11 protein-coding genes and 1 pseudogene are annotated in these 21,336 nt (G+C 69.0%); all 12 read left to right on the forward strand.

Annotation, left to right across the window (positions count from 1 at the left end; translation table 11 throughout):
* The first annotated feature begins 250 nt into the window (after positions 1-250).
* The 12 genes and pseudogenes from AC3WQA_RS16060 to AC3WQA_RS16115 all read left to right on the forward strand — a co-directional run bounded on the left by AC3WQA_RS16060 (position 251) and on the right by AC3WQA_RS16115 (position 21,325).
* The gene (locus tag AC3WQA_RS16060) at positions 251-2,275 is read left to right on the forward strand and encodes a type VI secretion system Vgr family protein (protein WP_492676035.1); all 2,025 of its coding nucleotides are present in this window, start codon (positions 251-253) and stop codon (positions 2,273-2,275) included.
* A gap of 13 nt (positions 2,276-2,288) precedes the next feature.
* Positions 2,289-2,840: a DUF6931 family protein gene (locus tag AC3WQA_RS16065; protein ID WP_492676036.1), complete on the forward strand. Its 552-nt coding sequence runs from the start codon at positions 2,289-2,291 to the stop codon at positions 2,838-2,840.
* A gap of 2 nt (positions 2,841-2,842) precedes the next feature.
* The gene (gene tagH, locus AC3WQA_RS16070) at positions 2,843-4,285 is read left to right on the forward strand and encodes a type VI secretion system-associated FHA domain protein TagH (protein ID WP_492676380.1); all 1,443 of its coding nucleotides are present in this window, start codon (positions 2,843-2,845) and stop codon (positions 4,283-4,285) included.
* Between the two features lie 42 nt (positions 4,286-4,327).
* Positions 4,328-5,668 (forward strand): type VI secretion system baseplate subunit TssK, encoded by a 1,341-nt coding sequence (gene tssK / locus AC3WQA_RS16075; protein WP_492676037.1) that lies wholly within the window; start codon positions 4,328-4,330, stop codon positions 5,666-5,668.
* Positions 5,669-5,705: 37 nt separating this feature from the next.
* Positions 5,706-7,019, forward strand: a complete 1,314-nt coding sequence (icmH, locus tag AC3WQA_RS16080) for a type IVB secretion system protein IcmH/DotU (RefSeq protein ID WP_492676381.1) — start codon at positions 5,706-5,708, stop codon at positions 7,017-7,019.
* 4 nt (positions 7,020-7,023) lie between these two features.
* Complete coding sequence (gene tssM / locus AC3WQA_RS16085; RefSeq protein ID WP_492676038.1) at positions 7,024-10,545, forward strand: type VI secretion system membrane subunit TssM; 3,522 nt, start codon at positions 7,024-7,026, stop codon at positions 10,543-10,545.
* A gap of 4 nt (positions 10,546-10,549) precedes the next feature.
* Positions 10,550-12,145 carry a type VI secretion system-associated protein TagF gene (gene tagF / locus AC3WQA_RS16090; protein ID WP_492676039.1) on the forward strand — a complete coding sequence of 532 codons (1,596 nt, stop codon included), beginning with the start codon at positions 10,550-10,552 and terminating at the stop codon, positions 12,143-12,145.
* A complete protein-coding gene (locus tag AC3WQA_RS16095; RefSeq protein WP_492676040.1) occupies positions 12,142-12,861 on the forward strand; it encodes a PP2C family protein-serine/threonine phosphatase in 720 nt (239 codons plus the stop codon). Before tagF ends, AC3WQA_RS16095 begins: the two co-directional genes overlap by 4 nt.
* A gap of 138 nt (positions 12,862-12,999) precedes the next feature.
* Positions 13,000-14,532, forward strand: a pseudogene (locus tag AC3WQA_RS16100) (serine/threonine-protein kinase); the annotation flags it as partial.
* 425 nt (positions 14,533-14,957) lie between these two features.
* Positions 14,958-18,689 carry a protein kinase domain-containing protein gene (locus tag AC3WQA_RS16105; protein WP_492676041.1) on the forward strand — a complete coding sequence of 1,244 codons (3,732 nt, stop codon included), beginning with the start codon at positions 14,958-14,960 and terminating at the stop codon, positions 18,687-18,689.
* Positions 18,686-19,009: a hypothetical protein gene (locus AC3WQA_RS16110; RefSeq protein WP_492676042.1), complete on the forward strand. Its 324-nt coding sequence runs from the start codon at positions 18,686-18,688 to the stop codon at positions 19,007-19,009. The genes AC3WQA_RS16105 and AC3WQA_RS16110 overlap by 4 nt, the downstream gene beginning before the upstream one ends.
* A 273-nt stretch (positions 19,010-19,282) precedes the next feature.
* Complete coding sequence (locus AC3WQA_RS16115) at positions 19,283-21,325, forward strand: ShlB/FhaC/HecB family hemolysin secretion/activation protein (protein WP_492676043.1); 2,043 nt, start codon at positions 19,283-19,285, stop codon at positions 21,323-21,325.
* The last annotated feature ends 11 nt before the right edge of the window (positions 21,326-21,336 follow it).

A 21,336-nucleotide genomic window follows, 5' to 3' on the forward strand; every position in this document is an offset into this window, starting at 1 on the left:
ATGACTCGAAGCGGCGGCCGATTGCGCATTACAGGTGAGAAGGAGTCACCATGCCGCCTGCGATCTGCCTGTACCGACAGTCTGTCCGCCTGTTGTCCGCGCCAGCGTGTTCGCTGGGCGGCGGGACGGTTGCGCCGTCCGGCGTCCGCTCGATGCCGCTTGCCCATGCAGGGCGAGGCCTGCGGCTCGGTGTTTCCTCCATGAAGGGCCAATGTGGCCATCCCTTGACATCTCCCGGGAGCAATGGCGCATGAGCGACCCCGTTACCATCACCTCCGGCCAGTGCGACAACCTGTTTTTCATCGGGATGAACGCGAGCGAGGAACTGGGCAAGCTGTTCCGGTTCGATCTGCGGTTCGAGAGCGAGGATGCGAGCATCGACCTGACCGCGTTGCTGGGTTCGTCGATGACGGTGACGTTGTCGCTGGAGAACGGCTTCAAGCGGCATTTCAACGGCATGGTGTGCGAGGCTTCGCAGACTGGCGTGGCCACCATCGACACGCTGGTATATGCGCAATATGCGGTCACCCTGGTGCCCAAGCCCTGGTTGTTGGGGCAGATCCTCGACTGCCGCATCTTCACCGAGATGACGGTGCCGCAGATCATCCAGCAACTGCTGGAGGAATCCGGCTACACCGACGTCAAGAACAGCCTCACCGGCAACTACGTCAAGCGCGACTACTGCGTGCAGTACCGCGAGGATTGCCTGACCTTCATCGATCGCCTGATGGAGCAGGAGGGCATCTACTATTACTTCACCCACGACAGCAGCAAGCACACCATGGTGCTGGCCGATGGCGTGGGTGCGCACTCGGCGGCGGCCACCTTCAAGAAGGTGCCGTTTGCGGCCGGTGCCGGTGGGTCGCTGGGCCGGGAGGCAACGATCGCGACCTTCGAATCGACGCGCGGGGTGGATGGCGCCACGGTCAAACTCACCGACTACAACCCGCTCACGCCCAAGGCCTCGCTGCTTTCAACGCATACCAGCGATGGCAACCAGCCGACGCCGACCCACAGCAGCTTCGATTTTCCCGGTGCGCACGGGGATGCCGGCCTGGGCCAGCACTATGCCAGCGTGCGGGCCGAGGCGCTGACCGCCGCGCGTTCGAGTTGTCACGGCACCACCGACGCCTGTGGCGCGGAGGCCGGCAACCTGTTCACCCTCAGCAATTATTCACGCACGGATCTCAATCAGGAATATCTGCTGACGGCCACCCAGAGCTATCTGCAGAGCGGTGGCCGCGCATCGGGCAGCGGCAATCACCTTGAATTCCAGTGCCGGTTCTGGGCGATTCCCAGCAAGATCCCGTTCCGCAGTGCGCTCGCCACGGTGAAACCGCGGATCGACGGCCTGCAAACCGCCATCGTCACCGGCAGCGAAACCGACGAGGACATCGCCGTCGACCAGTATGGCCGGGTGCAGGTGAACTTCCACTGGAACATGCCGGACAAGCCGAAGGCGAAGTGCTCCTGCCCGGTGCGCGTGGCCTCGCCGTGGGCTGGCAAGAGCTGGGGCGCGGTGAGCATTCCGCGTGTGGGCCAGGAAGTGGTGGTGAGCTTCCTCGAAGGCGACCCGGATCGGCCGCTCATCATCGGCAGCGTCTACAACGCCGCGAACACCGTGCCCTACGGCCTGCCCGACAACAAGACCCAGAGCGGCATCAAGAGCCGCAGCCTGCTTGGCGGCACGGCGGATTTCAACGAATTGCGCTTCGAGGACAAGAAGGGCGAGGAGGATTTCTTCATCCACGCGCAGAAGGACATGCACGAGGAGGTGGAAAACGATCACGTGGTAGCCATCGATCACGACGAGACGATCACCGTCAAGAACGACCAGACCACCACGGTCAAGCATGACCAGAAGCTTACGGTGGAGAACGACCAGACCGAAACGATCCAGAGCAATCGGTCGGTCACCGTGCAGAAGGATGACAAGCTGGACGTCACCCAGAACGGCACCACCACCATCGGCCAGAAGTTCAAGCTCGACGCCGGCACCGAGATCGACCTGGTCTGCGGCGCCTCCAGCATCACGCTGAAGGCCTCGGGTGACATCGAGATCAAGGGCGTCAACATCAAGATCACCGGCGATGCCACGGTGAAGATGGCGGGCCAGGCCACGGTGGACATCGGCGGCGGCGCCAGCGTGAAGGTGCATTCCGATGGCATGATGAACGTCGAGGGCGGTGCGATGACCACGGTGAAGGGGGCGATGCTGCAGCTCAGTGCCGACGCCATGGCCAAGCTGGGCGGCGCCATCACCATGATCGGTTGAGGGGGAGGCGGGCATGTCGGCAATACTCCAGGCATCGGTGCAGATGGGCTTGTCGCCCGAAGCTGGCGCGCAACTGCGACCGGAGATGAGCGCGCAGGCCGCAGTGCAGTCGCTGTTGGACGCGCAGCAGCCGCAGGATGCGCTCAAGCTCCTGGCGCGCCTGCTGCCCAAGCGCTACGCGGTAGCGTGGCTGTGCCAGTGCGCGCGCGACCAGCCGCTGGGGCTGGAAGACAAGGCCGGCGCCTCGCTGGCCGAGAAATGGGTGCGCGAACCCACTGAAAGCAATCGCCGCGCTGCGTTCGAGTTCGCCAGCTCGGGCGGCTACAAGTCGCTGGGCGCATGGATGGCCGCGGCGGCCGGCTGGTCTGGCGGCAGCCTGGCGCCCGCTGCGCAGCAAACCCCGGTGCCGCCGCCCGAACACCTCACCGCCTGCGCCACGGTGGCGGCGATCAACCTGATGGCAGCGCTGGAGACCGACCACTTCGTGCCGCGGCGCGCCCAGTTCCTCGACCGCGCCATGAGCCTGCTCGCCACCGGCGACGGCGCCGCAGCGAAAGGGGCGTGAGCGTGCCGACACAGACCTTGACGATGGCGGTACTTGGCCGGCAGGCCGCCCAGTTCGGCAGCCGCAGCCAGAAAACCTTTGCCGAAGGCGGCGGCAGCATCGGCCGCTCCGAGGATTGCGACTGGGTGCTTGGCGCGCCCGGCGTGTCGCGCATCCACGCCATGGTACGCGGGCTCAACGGCATCTATTTCATCGAGGATCGCAGCACCAACGGCATGCTGCACAACGGTACGCCCCTGGTGAAGGGCGAGCCGGCCGCGTTGAACGACGGCGACCGGCTGCAGATCGATACCTTCGAGATTTCCGTGCAATTGCAGGCCGCCGATGCGCTGGCCGCCATGCCGGCGTCGACCCCGGCGCCGGCGGCCGCGCCGGGCTATGCGCCCGCGTTCGCCCCCGCGCCCTTGTCGGCGGCGATGGGGCCGGGCGATCCGCTGGATTTTGGCCTCTCCGACCTGCTGGCGCCGGGCCAGCCGCCCGCGGCGGCGGCGAGCCTGATTCCCGGCGTGGCGCCGACCACGGGCGCCGAGCTCGATCCGCTCAGCTTCCTCGACGCGCCCTATGCGGGGGCGGCGCCCGAGTCGCTGATTCCGTCGTCGGCGTCGGCGCCGGTGCCGGTGCCGAGCTGGAACCACACGGCCAGCACCGCCGACCACTTCCGTCCGCCGATCACTGATGTGCAGCGCCAGGCCCAGTCCCTGCCTGACGACTGGGATGCACTGCTCGACGGCCTTGGCGCGCCGGGTACGCCCGCCGCCGCGCCGATGCGGCCACCCGAGGCCGCGCCGTTCACGCCGCCGGCGTCGCCCGCCGCCCCGATCCTGCCGGAGGTGCCGGCCATGGTTCCGGCACCCGCGCCGGCGCCGATCCCCGTATCGGCGGTGCCGTCGCCGCTGGCTGCGACCGGCGTGGCAGGCCTGCCGCCCGAACTGGAGCAGATCCTCCTGGTGGTGGCCGACGGCGTGATGGACGTGCTGCGCGCGCGCGCCGAGATCAAGAACACCTTCCGTCTGCCGGTGACCATCATCCAGCGTTCGGAAAACAACCCGCTGAAGTTCGCTCCCACGCCCGACGAGGCGGTGCAGAAGATCCTCGCCCCCACCGGCCCGGCCTTCCTCGCCGGCAGCGCGGCCTTCCGCGACGCCTTCGAGGACATCCGCTGCCACCAGATGGCGATGCTGGCCGGCGTGCGTGCGGCGTTCGAGTCGCTGCTGGTGCACTTCAATCCCGACCGCTACGAGCGCGAGGTCGACAGCGGCGGCAAGCGCGCGGCCTTCGGCGGCAAGGGCCGCTACTGGGAGCATTACCGCGAAGGTTTCGAAGAACTGATGGGCAACCCCGACGAATGCTTCCGCCGGCTGTTCGGCGATGAATTCGCGCGTGCCTACGAAGAGCAACTGGCGCGGCTGAAGTCGGCCCGGCGCGCGGAACAGGCGCGCCGCTGATGGCGCATCACGGGCAGGATCAACGATGAGCGAGCAAGCAGCATGACGCAGCACAACAAGGTGGTCTGGAGCGAAGGGCTGTTCCTGCGGCCACAGCACATGCAGCAACAGGAGCGCTACCTGGAGCGCTACGTGGAGCTGCGCGCCGGCGGCCTGCGGCCCTATGCCTGGGGCTTCGCCGAGCTGGAGCTGGAGGCCGACCTCCTGGCCATCGGCAAGCTGGGCATCAAGCGTGCGCGCGGCATCTTCCCCGATGGCACGCCCTTCGCCATGCCGGGCGACGACCCGCTGCCGCCACCGCTGGAAGTGGACGCCAACTGGCGCGACCAGACCGTCTACCTCACCCTGCCGCTGCGCTCGCCCACCCAGCCCGACAGCGGGCGGCCGGAGGCGCCGGCGGAGAAGCTCTTCCGCTTCCGTGTGCGCGAGGCCGAGGTGCGCGATGCCTCCGGCAGCACCGACGGCACCACGGTGCTGGAGGTGGGCGGCATGAGTTCGCGCCTGTTGCCGCAATCGCAGCCGCTGGAAGGGTTGGCCCAGATGCCGCTGGCGCGCATCGTGGAATGCCGCTCCGACCGCCGGGTGACGCTGGACGACGGCTTCATGCCCACCGCGCTGGCCTGCCAGGCGGTGCCGCGCCTGGTGACCTTCCTCACCGAACTGCTGGGCCTGCTGCACCAGCGCGGCGAGGCGCTGGCCAGCCGCGTCGCGCTGACCGACCGCGGCGGCGCCGCTGAAATCTCCGACTTCCTGCTGCTGCAGGTGGTGAATCGCTACCAGCCGCTGGTGGCGCACCTGGCAGCGGCGCCGCTGCTGCATCCCGAAGAGCTCTACCGCACGCTGGTGGCGATGGCTGGCGAGCTGGCCACCTTCACCGCGCCCGGCAAGCGCCTCGGCATGTTGCCGCCGTATCGCCACGAAGCGCTGCGCGAGAGCTACGAGCCGCTGATCGCCGCGCTGCGCGCGAGCCTCAGCGCGGTGCTGGAGCAGAACGCCACGCCGATCCCGTTGCAGGAGCGCAAGTACGGCGTGTGGGTGGCGGTGGTGCCCGACCTCACCTTGCTCGACAACGCCGCCTTCGTGCTCGCGGCCAAGGCCGATGTGCCGTCGGAGGAACTGCGCCGGCAGTTGCCCGCGCAATCCAAGATCGGCCCGGTGGAGAAGATCCGCGACCTGGTGAACCTGCAGCTGCCGGGCATTCCGGTGACGCCGATGCCGGTGGCGCCGCGGCAGATTCCCTACAACGCCGGTTACCTCTACTACGAGTTCGACCGCCACGCCGCGATGTGGCGCGAGCTGAAGACCTCCGGCGGTATCGCCTTCCATTTCGGCAACGGCTTCGCCGGGCTGGATCTGCAACTGTGGGCCATCAGGGGCGGCTGACATGAATACTCCACGCGGCCCGTTCGACGACGATCCGATGCGCGATGCCACCGTGGTGCGCCCGCGCGGCGCGGCGCCCGCGCCGATGCCGGCCGCCGCGCCGCCGGCACCCATGCCTGCGCCCGTGCCAGCGGCGCGGCCGGCCGCCGTCGCACCGGCCGATATCAATGCCTTCCTCGGCGGCGGCAGCAATCCGCTGGTGCGCATCGCCAGCCCCCTGCTGTTGCTGTCGGTGCAATTGCGCCACAGCGCCACGCCGCCCGATGCGCTGCACCTGCGCGAACAGGTGGTGAGCCAGGTGCGCCGTTTCGAGGCGCAGGCGCAGCAGGCCGGCATCGTGCAGCAGACCACGCTGGCCGCGCGCTACGTGCTGTGCACCCTGCTCGACGAGGCGGTGCTGAACGCGCCCTGGGGCGAGCAGAGCGGTTGGGCCAGGCAAACCCTGCTCACCGTCTTCCATGGCGAAACCTACGGCGGCACCAAGTTCTTCCAGATCCTGGAGCGCCTGTGCGCGGACTTCTCGCGCCACATCGACCTGATCGAGCTCATGTACGTCAGCCTGGCGCTGGGCTTCGGCGGGCGTTACCTGATCGAATCCGGCGGCCGCGCCAAGCTGGCCGACATCCAGGAAGACCTCTACCGCCGCATCCGCGCGCAGCGCGCCGCCGCCGCGCAGGAGCTGGCGCCGCACTGGCGCGGCATTCAGGACAAGCGCAATCCGCTGATCCGCTACGTGCCGCTGTGGGTGGTGGTGGCCGCCGCCGCCTGCGTGCTGGTGGTGGCCTTCCTGTACTTCCACACCCGGCTCAATACGCTGTCCGCGCCGGTGAGCGCGCAGCTGGCGCAGATCGGCCTGGAAAGCGCCACCCCGCCGGCCGCCGTGCAAATGGACAAGGTCAGCCCGCCGCCGGCGCATCCCACGCTCAAGCAGCTGCTGGCGCCCGAGGAGCAGGCCGGCAAGCTGGCCATCATCGAACAGGGGGGCGGCCACGAGCTGGTGCGGCTGTCCGCCACCGGCATGTTCGCCTCCGGCGGCGTGGAGGTGGCCGACGCCGAGCTGCCGCTGCTGCACAAGATCACCGCCGCGCTGAACCAGGTGCCGGGCCGGGTGATCGTGGTGGGCCACACCGACGACCAGCCGATCCATTCGCTGCGCTTCAAGGACAACTTCGCGCTTTCCGCCGCACGGGCCAATGCGGTGCTCAAGGTGCTCGGCGACGGCCTGGACAACCCGGGTCGGCTGGAGGCCAGCGGCGCGGGCGATTCGCAGCCCATCGCGCTGCCGCCGAACCTGCCGGCCAACCGCGCGCGCAATCGGCGCGTGGAGCTCATGTACATCCCGGAGGGTTGAACCAGTGGCCAAGTTCCTAAGCTTGTTGAAATCCGGCTGGTTCATCGCGCTCGTCGGCATCGCCCTGCTGTCGCTGCTGATCTGGCTGGGCGGCCCCTACCTCGGCATCGGCGATACGCAACCCCTGGCCGGCGCGGTCGCGCGGCTGCTGCTGATCGTGCTGATCGTGGCGGTGTGGCTGGCGGTTTTGCTGATTCGCGACTGGCGTGCGCGCGGCAAGGCCAAGCAGATGTCCGGCGAGCTGGCCGGGCAGGGTGCGGCGACGGGCGAACGCGACCAGCGCAGCGCGGCTGAACGGGCCCAGTTGCAGGAGCGCTTCCAGGAAGCGGTGGACACGCTGCGCAAGACGCGCCGCGGCGCCAACCTGTACGCGCTGCCGTGGTACGTGGTGATCGGCCCGCCGGGCTCGGGCAAGAGCACACTGCTGCAGAATTCCGGGCTCAATTTCCCGCTCTCCGAACGCTTCGGCAAGGAAGCGCTGCGCGGCGTCGGCGGCACCCGCAACTGCGACTGGTGGTTCACCGATGAGGCGGTGTTCCTGGATACCGCCGGCCGCTACACCATGCAGGATTCCGACCGCGCCGCCGATGCCTCGGCGTGGGGCGAGTTCCTGCAACTCTTGCGCAAATACCGCAAGCGCCGCCCGATCAACGGCGTGGTGATCGCGATGAGCATGTCCGATCTGCTTACGCTGGACGAGGCCGGGCTGGCCGACCACGTGCAGGCGATCCGGCGCCGACTGGAGGAGCTGGCCGAGCACCTGCGCATCGGCGTGCCGGTGTACCTGAGTTTCACCAAGTGCGACCTGGTGGCCGGCTTCGGCGAATTCTTCGAGGATCTGAGCCCCGAGCAGCGCAGTCAGGTGTGGGGCTTCTCCTTCCCCATCGAGGCCACCATGGATGGCAGCGCCGCCAAGCGCTTCGGCGAGGAGTTCGACCTACTGCTGGCGCAGCTCGACACCCGCCTGCTCGATCGCCTGCATGCCGAGCGCGACCGCAACCGGCGCGCGGCCATCCTGTCCTTCCCGCAGCAGCTCACCGCGTTACGCGCCATTGCGCAGCGCTTCGTCGATGGCGTATTCAGCGGCCACACCTATGCCGCGCCGCCCTTGCTGCGCGGCGTCTACCTCACCTCGGGCACCCAGGAGGGCACGCCGATCGACCGCATGATGGGCGCGGTGGCGCGCACCTTCGGCGTGGACGCGGCGCAATTGCACGTACCGGGTGCCCAGCGGCGCACCTTCTTCGTGGAGCGCCTGCTGAAGGAAGTGTTGTTCGGCGAGTCGGGTTTCGCCGGCACCAACCCGGCGCTGGAGCGGCAGAAGGCGCTGCTGCAGGCGATCTCCTGGGGTGGCGTGCTGCTGCTCACCGCGTTGCTCCTGGTCGGTTTCGGCAGCAGCTACCGGCACAACCGCGCCTATCTCGATCAGGTAGGCACAGCGCTGCAAGGCTACCCGGCCAAGAGCGACATCGACGGCGCCGGCACCCAGAAGGAGTTCTTCGCGCGCGTGCTGGAGCGGCTGGAGGGCCTGTCCGCGGTGCGCGAGGCGGCGGACAAATACCGCGGCCACGTACCGCTGTCGATGCGCTTTGGCCTGTACCAGGGCAACGCGGTGGGCGACGAGGTGCAGGGCGCCTACCTGCGCGAGTTGAACGGCCTGCTGCTGCCCGGCGTGGCCGCGCAGTTCCGCAGCGGCCTCACCGGCAACGCGGGCGATCCGCAGGCGTTGTACTACTACCTCAAGGGCTATCTGATGCTGGGCGAGCCCAGGCATCTCAACGTCGACGAACTGGGTGCGCTGGCCGACATCGAATGGCAGCGCATCTTCCCGGGCGAGGCGGTGTTGCAGCAGGCGCTGGCCAAGCACTTCCACGCGCTGCTCGCCGAGCCGGGCCGGCTGCGTGCGATCAGCCTGGACAAGACCCTGGTGGCGCAAGCGCAAAGCACCTTGCGCACCGCCGACCTGACCACCCTGGTCTACGGCAATCTCAAGCTGGGCGCCGGCAGCTCGGATTACCCGCCGCTGCAACTGGACAAGGCGCTGGGCCTCCTGGGCAACGTGTTCCGCCGGCAGAGCGGCGCGGCGCTGTCCGCGCCCGTCCCGGCGCTGTACACCCAGCCGATGTTCCAGTACGAGGCCAGCAAGGGCGTGGCCCAGGCGGTCGACCAGTTCGCCAAGGACGACTGGGTGTTTGGCGCCACCACCATCGACGGCCTGAAGAAGGCGCAGCTGACCCAGCAGGTGCTGACGTTGTACGAGCAGGACTACATCAAGTACTGGGATGCGCTGCTCGCCGACCTGCAATTGCAGCCGGTGACCAGCATCCAGGATGCCAGCGCCATCGCCGCCAAGCTCTCCGGCCCCAGCTCGCCGCTCAAGGCCCTGCTCAACGTGGTGCGCGACAACACCAGCGACATGCTGAAGGCGCCGCCGCAGGATGCCGGCGACAAGGCGCTGGCCGGCGCGCAGAAGGCGGCCGAACAGAAGGCGACGCAGAAGCTCACGGCGAACGCGTTGGCGCGGGCTTTGGCTGGTGCCGGTGGGGCGCCTGCCGCGCCGACCGCACAGCCTGGTGCAGCCATCACCGCGCATTTCGCCACGCTCGACCAGCTGAGCGCCGGCGCGCCCGGTGCCGCGCCGATCGACCAGACCCTGCAGGTGATCGACCAGCTCGGCAAGACATTGCTGACCATGACCGACTTCAGCAACGCGGCTGGCCAGCCCAATCCGCAGCTGCTGCAAGCCCAGCAGCAGGCCGCGCAACTGCCGCCGCCAGTGTCCGGTTGGGTAACGCAGCTGACCGGCAAGAGCGCCACGCTGGTGGCCAGCGGCACCAAGGGCGCGCTGGCGGACCAGTTCCAGCAGGCGGTGGGCAAGGACTGCGCCGGCTTCGTCAACGGCCGTTACCCGTTCGCGCCGGCGAGCCGCAGCGAGATTCCGCTGCAGAACTTCGGCGAGCTGTTCGGCAACGGCGGCAGCTTCGACAGCTTCAACAAGCAGGTGCTGGCCAAACTGATCGACACCAGCGGCCGCAACTGGCAGTGGAAGACCGGCCCCGGAGCGGTGGCCGGCCCACCGGGTGTGCTGGCGCAAGCGCAGATGGCCGACGACATCCGTCAGATGTACTTCCGCAGCGGCAACCAGCCGGAAGTGGATTTCACCGTGCAGACGCCGCTGCTCGACCCGGGCATCGGCAAGCTGGAGTTCGACGTCGACGGGCAGAAGTTCGTCTACCAGCCCGGTGGCGCCACCCGCATGGCGATGAAATGGCCCGGCCCGCAGCCGGGGCGCGTCGCGGTATCGGCCTGGGACACCGCCGGCAATCTGCTCAGCACCTTCGACTACCAGGGCGACTGGGCCTTCTTCCGCGCCCTGCAGGCAGCCAACCTGCAGAAGCAATCCGATCTGAACTACGTGGCCACCTTCAACTTCGGCGGCAAGACGGCGCGGTTCACCATCCAGGCCAGCAACCTGAAGAATCCGTTCCTGAATACCGAGGTGCAACGCTTCCGGTGCGGGGGATAGCCGTATGCCAGATCCGAGGGGGACGGGTTTCTTCGGCAAACTTCCGGCCACTGGCGATTTCGTGCAACGCCGGCTGCCGGCGGCGTTCACCGAGGTCTGGGATCGGCATTTCGAGCAGGCGGTGAGCGCCAGTCGCGCGCGGCTGGGCGAGGCCTGGTCGGCTGCCTGGAGCGAAGGCGCAGTTTGGCGCTACGTGTTGCCAGCCGGCATCTGCGGCAACCAGGCCTGGGCCGGCATTGCCGGCCCGGCCAGCGACCGCGTGGGGCGCTGTTTTCCCATGACCCTGGCGGCGCCGTTGGACGGCCCGGCCGCCATCGCCGAGGTGCTGCGCAACCAGGCCTGGTTCGCCGCCGCCGAGCGCGTGCACGGTGAAGGGCAGGGCGGCCTCGGCGTGGATGCCTTCGACGCGCGCGTGACGGCGTTGCCCGACCCGCTGAGCCCGGTCACCGAACTGCACATCAGCGTGCCGCGCCTCGACTGGCACGCCGCCGACCACTGGCGGCTGCCCTTGCCGCTGGGTGGCGTGGACGGTGGGTTCCTCGTCAGCCTGTGGCAGCAGATGCAGGTCGTGCCGGGGCTGGCGCTGTGGTGGACGACGGGGGCGCCGCGCATGCCGCCCAGCGCGCTGGTCACCCGCGGCCTGCCCGAGCCGGCCAGCTATGCCGGCATGCTCGACGTGGCTTGTGCCGATGCGCCATGGCCGGCAGCAGGCGTACCTGCAGTGGCATCGGTGCCAACGTTTGCGCCGGCGCCGGTGAGCGCGCCAGCGGCTGCCCAGGCAACGGCCCCGGCCGTGGCCGCACCCCTGATCGCCCCCGTCGCGCCGCCCGCCGTGCGCCTGCCCGACGATCTGTCCGACCTGCTCGGCAACCTTGCGCCACCGCCGCCCGCCGTGGTGCCCAGCACCGCCGAAACCACGGTGCGTGCCGTGGACAGTGGTGGCGCCAGGGCGCTGCATCGCCACGACTGTGCGCTCACCGTGGTGGTCGCCGACGACGGCACGCCCGATCCGCGGCGGCAGGCGGCGGCAGCCGTGAGCGAGTTGGTGGGGCGCTTCGTGCCCAGCGATTTCGTCGCCGGCATGCAGGCCTTGCGCACGCGCTTGCTGGTCTTGCATAGTCGGCTGCAACCGATGGCGGCCGAACCGGCCGGATCGGTGCAGGAAGACGGTGCGGTGATCGCCGTGCACGTCACCGGCCGTTGGGCCGATCTCTTGCGTATTGGCAGCGCCAGCGCCTGGCACTGGCACGCGGGGCGATTGCGTTCGCTGTTCGCCAGCGCGGGCGAGGCGGCGCCGGTCGAGGGGGCCGGGTTGGGCGGCGAGCTGGACGATCTGCTGTTCAGCCGCACCTCGCCGGTGGCGCCGGGGCTGGGCTCGCCCGGACAGCTCAGTTGCGACGAGGTCGTCTGCGAGATCGAACCCGGCGACCGCCTGCTGCTGCTGGCCACGCGGGCGCTGGCGGAACTGGCCTCGCCACTGTTGGCCGAGGCGCTGGCCCTGCCAACGCCGATGGCGGCTTGCGCGCATGTAGCCCGTGCCGTTGGGCTGGGCCCGGATGCGGCGAGTTGGCCGCTGGCCGTGATCGAGGTGCCGACATGACCCTGCACTACCTTTCCGCCGGTCGCACCGAAACCGGCAAGGTGCGGCGCCACAACGAGGATTCCATCCTGGTGCGCGACGACGTCGGCCTGTGGGTGGTGGCCGATGGCCTGGGTGGCCACGCCGCCGGCGACTACGCCAGCCAGATGATCGTGGAACGGCTCGCCCGCCTGCCGCGCAGTGGCAGCGTGTTCGACTTCATCGAGGCCATCGAGGACTGCCTGCAGCAGGTCAACGCCGACCTGATCGCCACCGCGCGCGAACGCGGCAGCGACATCATCGGCTCCACCGTGGTGGTGCTGGTGCACGACAAGGATTTCATGCTGTGTGGCTGGGTGGGCGACAGCCGTGCCTACTGCAACGAAGACGGCCGCCTGCGCCAGATCACCCGCGACCACGTGCATGGCATGAAGGACGACGTCACCCAGTTCGGTGGTGGTGGCGGCGCGCCACAGCCGGGCGCCGGCGTGCTCAGCCGCGCGGTGGGGGCGGAGGAGCGCCTGTTCATGGACTGGGTGGTGGCGAGCAACCAGCCCGGCACGCAATTCCTGCTGTGTTCCGACGGCGTCAACAAGGAAATGGGCGACGAGGAACTCGACCGCGAAAGCCGCGAGAACCCCGCGCCGCAAGCGCTCCTGGCGCGGGTATTCGAGTTGTCCTTGCAGCGCGCCGCCCGCGACAATATCTCGGCCGTGATCGTGCGCCTGCAGGACTGAAGCATGCCGACGACAGTTTCCGTGGCCGAATTGCTCGCCGAGTGCCATGCCGGGCGTTTGCCCTTGCCCCACTTGTTCGAAGCCCTGACTCGCCGTGGCGCCGTGCCCGACGCGACCGCGCGCGAAGAACTCACCCTGCTCGGAACGATGGCTACCGATGGACGGCTCGACCCCGAGCTGGCCGAGGCGCTGGCCGCGCGCCTGCGCAGCCTGCAGGAGGCGGTGGTTGACGCCGACGCCACCCGGGTGAGCGTCCTCCGTTCGACGGTTGCGCCGACACCCACGCCAGCGCCCGACGCTACCGTGGTGCTGCCGGCTTCGCGGCCGGCGGCCACCGGCACCCGGCAGTTCACCGGCAGTCAACCGGGCACCTCCGCCGGCAGCGCCACGCCGTCAAGCTGGGAGCAACTGGCCGCGGCCGAGGGCGGCGAGCATGCCGACGTCGGCATGCTGCTCAAGGGGCGATTCCAGCTGGAGCGCGAGATCGGCCGCGGCGGCATGGGCGTGGTCTACCTCGCCCGCGACGAACGCAAGGTGGAGGCGCGCGACCGCGACCCCTACGTCGCGGTGAAGGTGCTGAACGACGAGTTCCGCCGCCATCCCGATTCGCTGATCGCGCTGCAGCGCGAATCGCGCCGCGCGCAGCAACTGGCGCACGACAACATCGTGCGCGTGTACGACTTCGACAAGGCCGGCACCATCGTCTACATGACGATGGAGTACATCAACGGCAGCGACCTGCGTGGGCTGATCCGCGAGCAGGCCGCCCATGGCATGCCGCTGGCCAAGGCGCGTCCGTTGATCGTCGGCATGGCCAATGCGCTGCAGCGCGCCCACGCCGCCGGCATCGTGCATTCGGACTTCAAGCCCGGCAACGTGATGGTGACCCAGGGTGGCGTGCCCAAGGTGTTCGACTTCGGCATCGCCCGCGCCGGCAAGCGCCTGGGCGAGGCGGTGGGCGAGGAGACGGTGTTCGATGCCGGCACGCTGGGCGCGCTCACTCCCGCCTACGCCAGCCTGGAGATGATCCAGGGCAAGGCGCCCACGCCGGCGGACGACATCTACGCGCTGGGCTGCGTGGCTTTCGAGCTGCTCACCGGCCGCCATCCCTTCGACAAGCAGAGCGCCGAAGTGGCGCTCAAGCAGGGGCGCAAGCCGCCGCCGGTGCCCGGCCTCACCCATCGCCAGTACAAGGCGCTGTGCGACGCGGTGGCCTTCCACACCGAACAGCGCCTGCAGGATGCCGGTGCCCTGGTGGAAGGCTTGCGCGACATCAGCGTGCGCGAACGCGTGGTGCGGCCGCTGGCCTATGCGTTGGCTGGCGTGCTGTTGCTCGCGGTGGCCGGTGCGGTGGGCTATGCCCAGTGGCAGACGCGCCAGATCGCCGCGGTGGTCGCGCGCTTCGCGCCGAACGCGGCGCAGCCCTATGCCAACGAAGCCGATGCCGCCGCGGCGCTGGCCAGCCTCAACCCCGGCGAGCGGCAAAAAATGATGCTGGCCCACGGCGATGTGGTGCAGGCCTATCTGCTGGGTCGGGTGGACGCCTACTGGAACCCGGCGCGGGGGCGGCACGACTACGCCGCGGCGCAACGCCTCTTCGCCATTCCTGCGCAGTTGGGCATGTTCCTGCCGCAACTGGATCTGCGCCGCGATGCCGTGGACAAGGAGAAGCAGGCGCTGGATCACCCCGTCGCCGCTGTCACGCCGGCCGCCGCCATCCCGACGGCATCCGGCGCGGCGGCGCCAGCGGCGGCCACCAACGCCACCGCCGTGCGTGCCGACGAGGCAGCGGTGACGCGGATGCGCCTGGCCATCGCCGCGATGCTGCGCGAGGGCGAGCAGAATTTCGCGCAGCAACGTTACTCCGCCGCCATCGCCAACGCGCAATCCGCGCTGCAACTGGAACCGGGTAACCTGCAAGCGCGCGGCCTGCTGCGTCGCGCCCGCCTGGCGCAGCTGCGGGCGATGAAGGAAATCACCATTCACTGACGACGCGCCGCACACGCCGACCACCGGATGCCGTGCCGCGTGGGCGCGGTCGATTCGCACGATGCGGCCCCGTCATTCCACGGAACCGACCTATCCGATCCTTGCCCATGACCGCCCTTGCCGAACTGATTGCCGATTACCAAGCCAAGCGACTCTCGCTACCAGGGTTGTTCGATGCGCTGACCCAGCGCGGCGCGCAACCGGCCGAGATTTGGCGCGACGAGTTGACGCTGGTCGAGGCGCTGGTCGCCGATGGCAGTCTCGATGCCGCGCTGGCGCGGGCGCTCACGGCCAAGCTGCGCAGCCTGCAGCCGGACGCCCAGGCGGCCGACGCCGCGGCGCCCCCGGCCCTTGACGACGCGACCCGGGTCAGCCCGCCGCCACGCGCGGGCGCGGCTCCCGGCGACGTCGATGCCGACGTCACCATGGTGCAGCCGGCCACGCGTCAGCCACTTGACGAAGCCGACATCACCCAGGTGCAGCCGGCCTCGCGCCCGCCCGCCGGCGCCGCCGAGTCGACCGTGGTGCAGCCCGCCTCCGCGCCGCCGCCTGCCGGCGATACCGCCCAGATCACCGGCGCCACGGGCACGCAAGGCACCTCGTCCAGCAGCAGCTTCAACCGCTCCAGCTGGAAGCGGGTGGCCGAGGCCGACGGCGGCGAATTCGCCAGCGTGGGCATGCTGCTCAAGGGGCGCTTCCTGCTTGAGCGCGAGATCGGCCGCGGCGGCATGGGTGTGGTCTACCTCGCCCGCGACGAGCGCAAGGTGGAGGCGCGCGACCGCGACCCCTACGTCGCGGTGAAGGTGTTGAACGACGAGTTCCGCCGCCATCCCGATTCGCTGATTGCGCTGCAGCGCGAGTCGCGCCGCGCGCAGCAACTGGCGCACGACAACATCGTGCGCGTGTACGACTTCGACAAGGACGGCACCATCGTCTACATGACGATGGAATACATCGACGGCACCGACCTGCGCACGTTGATCCGCGAGCGCGCCTACCACGGCATGCCGCTGGCGCAGGCGCGAGGGCTGATCGAGGGCATGGGCTGGGCGCTCAAGCGCGCGCATGCGGCCGGCGTGGTGCATTCGGACTTCAAGCCCGGCAACGTGATGGTGACGCAGGATGGCGTGCCCAAGGTGTTCGACTTCGGCATCGCCCGCGCGGCCAAGCACCTGGGCGATGCCACCGGCGAGGAGACGGTGTTCGATGCCGGCTCGCTGGGCGCGCTCACCCCCGCCTACGCCAGCCTGGAAATGATCGAAGGCAAGGAGCCCACGCCCGCCGACGACATCTATGCGCTGGGTTGCGTCACCTTCGAGTTGCTCACCGGCAAGCACCCCTTCGACAAGGCCAGCGCCGAAGTGGCGATGAAGGAGGGCCGCAAGCCGCCGCCGGTACCCGGCCTCACCAAACGCCAGTACAAGGCGCTGTGCGACGCGGTGGCGTTCCGCTCGGCGCAGCGATTGCAGAGCGCCAGCGAGTTCATCGAGGGCCTGCGTCACGTGGGCCTGCGTGAGCGCATGCTGCCGCTGCTGGGCTATGGCGCGGTGGCCGTGGTGGTGGTGGGCGGCGGCAGCTGGGGCACGCTGAGCTATCTGCACCAGCACCATCTCACCAAGGTGATCGCCGGTTTCTCGCTGGCCAATCCGCGCCACTACCTCAACGAAGATCAAGCGATGGCCGCGCTGGATGGCCTGGACAAGGACGACCGCCAGCGCGTGGTGCTGGATCAAGGCGACGCCATCCAGGCCTTTCTGCTGGCGCGCATCGATACCTACTGGAACCCGGCCAAGGATCGCTATGGCTATGCCGCCGCCCAGCACGTGTTCCAGTTGCGCGACCAGCTGAAGCTCTACTCGCCCAAGCTGGATGCGCGGCGCACCGAGCTGACCCAGCAGCGCAACGACCTGCTCAACGAGCTGGATACCGAACTGTCCAAGCGCATCGCCGCCGGTGCGATCTTCGAGGATCAGCCGGACAACGCGGTGAGCACGCTCAACCACATCCGCGCCATCGACCCGCGCAGCGAGCTGCTGCACAACGCCGAGCTGGAGCTGAAGTACGACATTGCCGTGGGGCAGTCGCTGGGCGCCGACCGGCTGGACGAGGCGAAGCAGCGATTGGCGCTGGCCACCCGTTTGTTCCCCGATTCGGCGCGGCTCAAGCAGCGTGCCGCGCAATGGGCAGCGATGGTGGCGGCGACCACGCCGGTCGCGGCGCCGGCCGCGACGACGCGGAACATCCCGCAGGCGCGCAGCGCGCTGGCCGCCTTGCTGGCCAAGCCGGAAGCCAGCGCCAGCTGGCAGCAGGCGGTGGCGGCGGCCATGGCCGTGTTGCATGGCGACCAGTCGCCCGAAACCCTGCGCCTGACCAACGCACTGGCCGGCGCCATCGCCACCGTGGCCGGCCAGCAGACCGATGCGATGCATCTGCCGCAGGATCTGGCGCTGGTGAACTTCGGCCTGCAATACGCCCCCAAGTCCGCCCCGCTGCTGGCCCAGCGCGACAAGCTGACCACGTTGCAAGGCCAGGTGCAGGCGCAGCTCGATCAGGAGGCCGCCACCGCCGAGGTGGCCAGCCGTATCGAATCCTTGCATCGTGCCGCCGCGGCTGGCGACGCCGGCAAGGCGCTGGAATCGCTCGCGCGCATCCGCACCCTGCAACCGGGCAATCCCTTCCTCGCCAAGGATGGCCCGCAACTGGTGGCGCAGGCCTACTTGGGCCAGGCCGACGAACAGTTCCAGCACGGCAAGTACCAAGCGGCGGCCACCGTGCTGGCGCAGGGCCAGAAAGCCCTGGGCACGCGCAGCGACCTGCGCAACGCGCAGCAGCGTTACGACCTCGCCGGCGCCTTGTTGAAGGCGGGCGGCAAGCCGCTGGCCGAGGCCGATTACCAGCGCCTGCGTGGCGAGCTTGCCGCCGCGCGCAAGGTCGATGCGACTGGCCTGGCGGAGTTGGAAACCAACCTGAAACAGCATGGGCATCTGGCGCAAGGCAACCTGGCCGCTTTGCTGGAGAGCCTCAAACCCGGTGCCGGTACGCCGGCGACTCCCGCGCCGACTCCGGCGGCCGCACCGACGGCGCCGGCGGCTCCTGCCGCCAACGCACCCGGCAAAAGTGCCACTGGAACCGCACCTGGCAAGCCGGCAACTGGCACGGCGACCGCGCCGAGCACCGCGGTCGGCGGGGCGCCAGCGGCGACGCCGTCCGCCAGCGGCAATGACCCCTGCGCCCGCCCGGAGCTGGTCGGCAAGGGCCGCGCCTGCGCCGACAGCCTGGGCGCGGACGGGCGTGGGCCGGCGCTGGTGGTGGTGCCGGGCATGGCGGGTGGCAAGCCCTATGCCATGTCGCGCGTCGAGGTTACCGTGGGCGAATTCAATCGCTACTGCCGTGCCAGCCACGCCTGCACGGCCATCGCGGGGAGCGATTCGCAACTGCCGGCCAGCAATATCAGCCTGACCCAGGCCAAGGCCTACCTGCAGTGGCTGAGCAGCACCAGCGGGTATGCCTACCGACTGCCTACCGATGCGGAGTGGATGCACGCGGCGCAGGCGGGACACGGCTGGAAACAATCGCCGGACAGCAACTGCATCCCGCCCTCGGGCGGCGACGACGGCGGCGCCGGGCCGATTTCCGCGCTGGGCCGCGAGCCCAACCCGTGGGGTCTGGTCAACCTGACCGGCAACGTGTGGGAGTGGGTGAGCAGCGGCGGCGGCGTGGCCGTGCGCGGCGGCAGCTACAACAGCTATTGGTCCGATTGCACGGTGGACAGCCAACGGAGTGATAATGGCGCCGCACAGAAAGATGTCGGATTCCGTGTGTTGCGGGAGCTGAAATGAGCGAGCGTGAGCGGCGAGCCAATCAGGGGTTGCGCGTGCTGGACGAGGCCCATTACAGCGGCCGGATCAGCCGCGACGAATACCGTCTGCGCCGTCGCCAATTGCTTGGCTCGCTGAGCGACAGTTACGGCATCACTGCCCGCAATACCTTGCGCGGCGGCCAGCAGGCGCCGCTGGCCGTGCCGCCACGACCGGTCGCGATGGCCGCCTCTGTCGCGACGGCCAGCCCGGCGGCCATTGCCTGGAAGCCGTGGCTGGCTTTCGCGTTGGGGCTGGTGGTGTGCGCCGTGCTGGTTTATTGGCTGGTCGCCGCGCCGTGAGGCCGCCCGGTCCGCGCGCCGCGTCCCTGACCGCCACGCCGCGCCGTTGGGGCAGCCACGGGCTCCGGCCTGGAGCGGATGGCGTCGGGTGACCGGTTTTTTCGCGGCTTTGCGCACTGCACTGGCGGGATAGCCCGTTTCAACGTTTTGATGCCCGTGTGCCGGCCAGGTTGGTCGGCGCGGGGTGTTGTCTCGCCGTTCGGGCCCTGACTGGTTCGGAGCCTTGTCTGCTCCAACCGTCCGTCACCGACTATGGGCAGAAGGGGAATGGCCGTGCACAAGGTTTGTCTGGCAGCCGCGCTGGCATTGGCGTTGGGGACAGGAGACGCCTGGGCGCAAGCGGCGGATGTCGGCCTGCCGCAAATCCTGGTCAGTGGCGTGCCGGCAGCGACGGATGCCGGCGCCAAGCCGGATATCCAGGGCATCATCGACCGCGAATACCAGCAGGCGCTGGCTGCCGCCGGAAGTCCGGCTGGCCTGACGAGCGCGCAGCTGCAGACCGTGGCCGAGCGGATCACCCAGGCCTTGCACAAGGCGGGCTATCCCAACGCCCATGCTTACCTGCCACAGCAGGTGGTGGCTTACACCGTGCATGTGCCTGCCGCGCCGGCGACGGCGACGGTCGCAGCCGCAGCTCCTGTGGCGCCAGCTGCCGCACCAGTTGCTCCGGTGATGGCTGCGCCGACCGTGGCCGCTGCGCCGTCCGACCGGGTGGTACCGCCGCTGCGGGAGCGTGACGTCGGCGCGGCCCAGACGCAGCAGATCGCGGTGCGCGGTTTCCATGTGGATGGCGTCGGCGAGCACAAGGCCGCCGGCATCACGTCGGGTGGCATCCAGGCCTTTGCCGACGCCCAGTTCCACAAGCTCGGTGGTGGTGGCGGCGAGGCGGTCAAGCTTGATTTCAGCCAGTTGCAGGGTGTGTCGGATGCGATTACCGACCGTTACCGCAAGGCCGGTTTCATCGTGGCGCATGCTTTTCTGCCGGCGCAGACCGTCGGCGCCGATCAGATCGTGCAGATTCAGGTGCTGGAAGGGCGCATCGGCAAGATCATCGTCAAGGGCAACCATCGTTATCGTGCCAGCGTGATCGCCGCGCCAGCCGAGAAGTTGCGTGGCAAGGCCTTGCAGGATAGCGACGTGAATACGGCGCTGTTGTACGACCGCGACCTGCCCGGGGTGACGGTGACCTCCACTTTCCAGCCGGGCGAGGTCACCGGCGACACCGACCTGGTGATGGTGGCGCGCGAAGCGCCGCGACCGTACACGATTACTCTGGGCGGCAACAACTACGGCACCGCCACGACCGGACGCTACCGTGCCCAGGCCGGCATCAGCTGGAACAACCCGCTGGGCATCGGCGACAGCCTGGCAGCCAGTGTCGACTACGCCGTCGACCCCAGCCAGAACGTGTTCGGTTCGCTGGCCTATCGCGCGCCGACCGTCGTGGTGCCGGGCCTCAGCGCCGTGGTGGGCGCCACCCGCAGCGATCTGCGGATCAATTCCGGGCAGTTCGCCCGGCTCAACGTGAAGGGGCCAAGCTCCGCCTATTTCGGCGGGGCGGACTGGAAGTTCGTCAACGACAAAGATCTCAAGATGATGGGTACGTTGCACTTCATCCGCGAGGAATCGAAGCTGGACATGGCGCGGTTCAATTTCTCGCTCTCCGACGAGCGCTTCGACGTTGCCGAACTGGGCTTTGGCGTGGAGCACACCGATCGGCGCTTCAACGGCGTGGACCTGCTGCAGGCCAGCGTGCGCAAGTCGATCAACGACAATTCCCGGAGCCCCGACCTGGTCAGCCCCGATCACTCGCACAGCTTCACCTCGCTGCGGATGTCCTACACCCGCTTGCAGTTCCTCAGCAGAACCCAGCGGCTTTACCTGAAGTTTTCCGGGCAGTACAGCAACGCCGTGCTGGCACCGCTGGAGCAGTTCGTGATCGGCGGCCCGGACAGCGTGCGGGCCTATCCGATCGCCGATGCCTTGAGCGCGCGCGGCTATTACACCTCGCTCGAATACCACGTGGATGCGCCGTTCTTCAGCAACAAGACCTCGCCGTTCCACGGACGACCGTGGCGCGAGCTGCTGGAAACCGAGGCCTTCCTCGATTACGCACGCGGTTTTCCGGTTGCCAGGGAGCGCGCCACCGGGCTTGTGCCGGTGACCTACAGCGGCATCGGCGCCGGCTTCATCTTCCGCCTGCCGTTCTGGCACCACCTCGAGTTCCATTTCGACGGCGCGGTGCCGCTGGGCAGCCAGAACGCCTCGGATCGCCACGGGTACCACGTTTACGCACGCTTCGGCCTCACGTTCTGACGGACACCACC

The organism is Rhodanobacter sp. FW106-PBR-R2A-2-24 (genome assembly GCF_058789615.1).